Source organism: Frankia sp. CoBUL1 (assembly GCF_978021245.1).
Genome location: NZ_CDXDOS010000001.1, coordinates 1 through 3,186, shown reverse-complemented (window position 1 = coordinate 3,186; position 3,186 = coordinate 1). Strand labels below are relative to the sequence as shown.

The 3,186-nt window shown below is 69.3% G+C and carries 2 protein-coding genes; both read left to right on the top strand.

The window, feature by feature from the left end:
- On the top strand, nt 1–1,575 hold a 1,575-nt coding region (locus AC08OX_RS00010; RefSeq protein WP_476605923.1), incomplete at its 5' end, for a 2-oxoacid:acceptor oxidoreductase subunit alpha.
- Nucleotides 1,572–2,633 (top strand): 2-oxoacid:ferredoxin oxidoreductase subunit beta, encoded by a 1,062-nt coding sequence (locus AC08OX_RS00005; RefSeq protein WP_476605922.1) that lies wholly within the window; start codon nt 1,572–1,574, stop codon nt 2,631–2,633. The genes AC08OX_RS00010 and AC08OX_RS00005, both read left to right, overlap by 4 nt.
- Nucleotides 2,634–3,186: the final 553 nt, after the last annotated feature.

The window sequence follows — 3,186 nt, the reverse complement described above, 5'->3', positions numbered from 1 at the left end:
CCGGGGGCCAATCTCATTGTCAACACCGATGCATTCACCGGCGGCAACCTCAAGAAAGCCGGCTATACGACGGATCCGCTGACCGACGGCACGCTGGATGCCTACACGGTGCATCGGGTGCCGCTCACCTCGATGACCATCAACGCGGTGCACGCCGCCGAGGGTGTCGGCGCCGGGGTCAACAAGAAGGAGGCCGAACGAGCGAAGAACATGTTCGCCCTGGGCCTCATGAGCTGGCTGTACCACCGGCCGACCGAGAGCACTGTCGGCTTCCTGGAGAAGAAGTTCGCCAAACGGCCCGAGATCGCCGCGGCGAACGTCGCGGCCTTCCGTGCCGGCTTCAACTACGGCGAGACCACCGAGTCCTTCTCGGTCACCTACGAGGTGGCGCCGGCCCGGATGAAGGCCGGTACCTACCGACGGATCACCGGGAACACGGCACTGTCCTACGGTCTGATCGCCGCCGGCGAGCTGACCGGCCTGCCGGTGTTCCTCGGCTCCTACCCGATCACCCCGGCCTCGGACATCCTGCACGAGCTGAGCCGGCACAAGCGGTTCGGCGTGCGGACCTTCCAGGCCGAGGATGAGATCGCCGGCATCGGCGCCGCGCTCGGTGCCTCCTTCGGCGGATCACTCGGCGTGACGACGACCTCCGGCCCGGGTGTCGCGCTCAAAAGCGAGACCATCGGCCTCGCGGTCAGTCTCGAGCTGCCGCTCGTGATCGTCGACATCCAGCGCGGCGGTCCGTCCACCGGCCTGCCCACCAAGACCGAACAGGCCGATCTACTCCAGGCGATGTTCGGCCGCAACGGCGAGGCTCCGGTTCCGATCGTCGCGCCGCGCTCCCCGGCGGACTGCTTCAACGCCGCGATCGAGGCCGCCCGCCTGGCTACCAAGTACCGCACGCCGGTGTTCCTGCTCTCCGACGGCTACCTGGCGAACGGCTCGGAGCCGTGGCTGCTGCCGACCCGCTCGGAGCTGCCGGACCTGAGTGTCGCCTTCGCCACCGAGCCGAACCACACCGGGCCGAAGGGGCCGGAGTTCTGGCCCTACCTGCGTGATCCGGAGACCCTCGCCCGGCCGTGGGCAGTCCCCGGCACGGCGGGTCTGGAGCACCGCATCGGCGGCATCGAGAAGTCGGACGGCCAGGGTGCCATCTCCTACGATCCGGCCAACCACGACCGGATGGTGCGGCTGCGCGCGGCGAAGATCGACGGTATCGCGAACGATGTCGCGCCGCTGGAGGTGGAGGACCCGTCCGGGCAGGCCCGGCTGCTCGTCCTCGGCTGGGGCTCCACCTACGGCCCGATCGCGGCCGGCTGCCGCCGGGTCCGCGCCAAGAGCATGCACGTCGCTCAGGCGCACCTGCGTCATCTCAACCCCTTCCCCGCCAACACCGGGGACATCCTGCGGTCGTACGACAAGGTGCTGATTCCCGAGATGAACCTCGGGCAGCTGAGGACCCTGATCCGGGCCGAGTACCTCGTCGACGCGATCGGCTACAACCAGGTTCGCGGGCTGCCCTTCAAGGCCGCGGAGCTGGCGGGCGTCTTGGAGGACGTGATCAACCAGTGACCGTCACGACGAATCGCAGCGGCATCAGTAACCGGCTACTCGACCTGGTGCCGGCCGCGCCGGCCCAGCAGAGCCGCAAGGACTTCACCTCCGACCAGGAAGTGCGGTGGTGCCCGGGATGTGGCGACTACGCCATTCTCGCCACCGTCCAGGGGTTCCTGCCTGATCTCGGGGTGGCCCGGGAGAACATCGTCTTCATCTCCGGAATCGGCTGTTCCTCACGGTTCCCGTACTATCTGCAGACGTACGGGATGCACTCCATTCACGGCCGGGCGCCGGCGATCGCCACCGGGCTCGCCGCCTCCCGTCCCGACCTGTCGGTCTGGGTCGTCACCGGGGACGGCGACGCCCTGTCGATCGGTGGGAACCACCTGCTGCACGCGCTGCGCCGCAACGTCAACCTGAAGATCCTCATGTTCAACAACCGGATCTACGGACTGACGAAGGGGCAGTATTCCCCCACGTCCGAGATCGGCAAGATCACCAAGTCGACCCCGTTCGGCTCGCTGGACCGGCCGTACAACCCCGTGTCGCTGGCGCTGGGGGCGGAGGCCACGTTCGTCGGACGGTCCATCGACTCCGACCGGGCGCACCTGACCTCGGTGCTGCGCGCGGCCGCGGAGCACCCCGGCACCGCCTTCGTGGAGATCTTCCAGAACTGCAACATCTTCAACGACGGCGCCTTCGACCCGCTCAAGGACCGGACCAGCCGGGACGACGTGACGCTGAAGCTGGCCCACGGCGAGCCCCTCGTCTTCGGCACCGAGGGCGACAAGGCCATTCGACGGGCGCCGGACGGCAGCCTCGAGGTCGTCCCGGCGGGCGGCCCGGACGTCCTCGTCCACGACGCCTGGGCGGCCGATCCGAGCCAGGCGTTCGCGCTGTCCCGGCTCACCGGTGACTCGCACGGCGTCACCCCGATCGGCATCTTCCGCGACGTCGACGCGCCGACCTACGACGAGGCGTTGAACGCCCAGATCGCCGACGCCAAGACCCGCCAGGGCGACGGGGACCTGATGTCGCTGGTCGCTGGTGGGGAGACCTGGACCATCGAGTGATCTGAAAGCCGTCCGCTGATCTGATCAGCACTCCACAGCCCGTGGCCCGGCCGGCCGGGGCGTGCGCGCGGCCCCGCGCCCCAGACGGCCGGGCAGAGCCCGCATTACCACAGAACTATGTCATTGATAATGCCGCTTGGCAGCTATCTGCCGGGGAGTGCGCCGCTCCGGCACCTTCCGGTAAGGTGACATCGCGCGTGGGGGTGCCGTGTGGCCCGGGGGGGCTCACAACACCGATGCAGCCGGAGGCGCAGTGCGGGTTCATCGAGCCCTATGCCCGCGGTCCGTGGCGAGTCCGCGTTCGCCCAGGGGCACCATCAACATGACCGTTCCGATCACGGCCGGTCGCGCCGGGCAACCCCGCGACTCGGTCGGCGTCGTCGTCCGGACCGCTCCCGGAGGTCGCCGTGGGTAATCATTCGGCCGGTCGGCATTCACGCCAGCGCCAGGGAGCCGCCAGGCAGGCCACCGGCCGCCATTCGGCTGCGGCGCCGACGACCTCCACCGCGGCGGCCGCGTCGGTCCCACCGCCGACCCCGCCACGGCCCCCGGT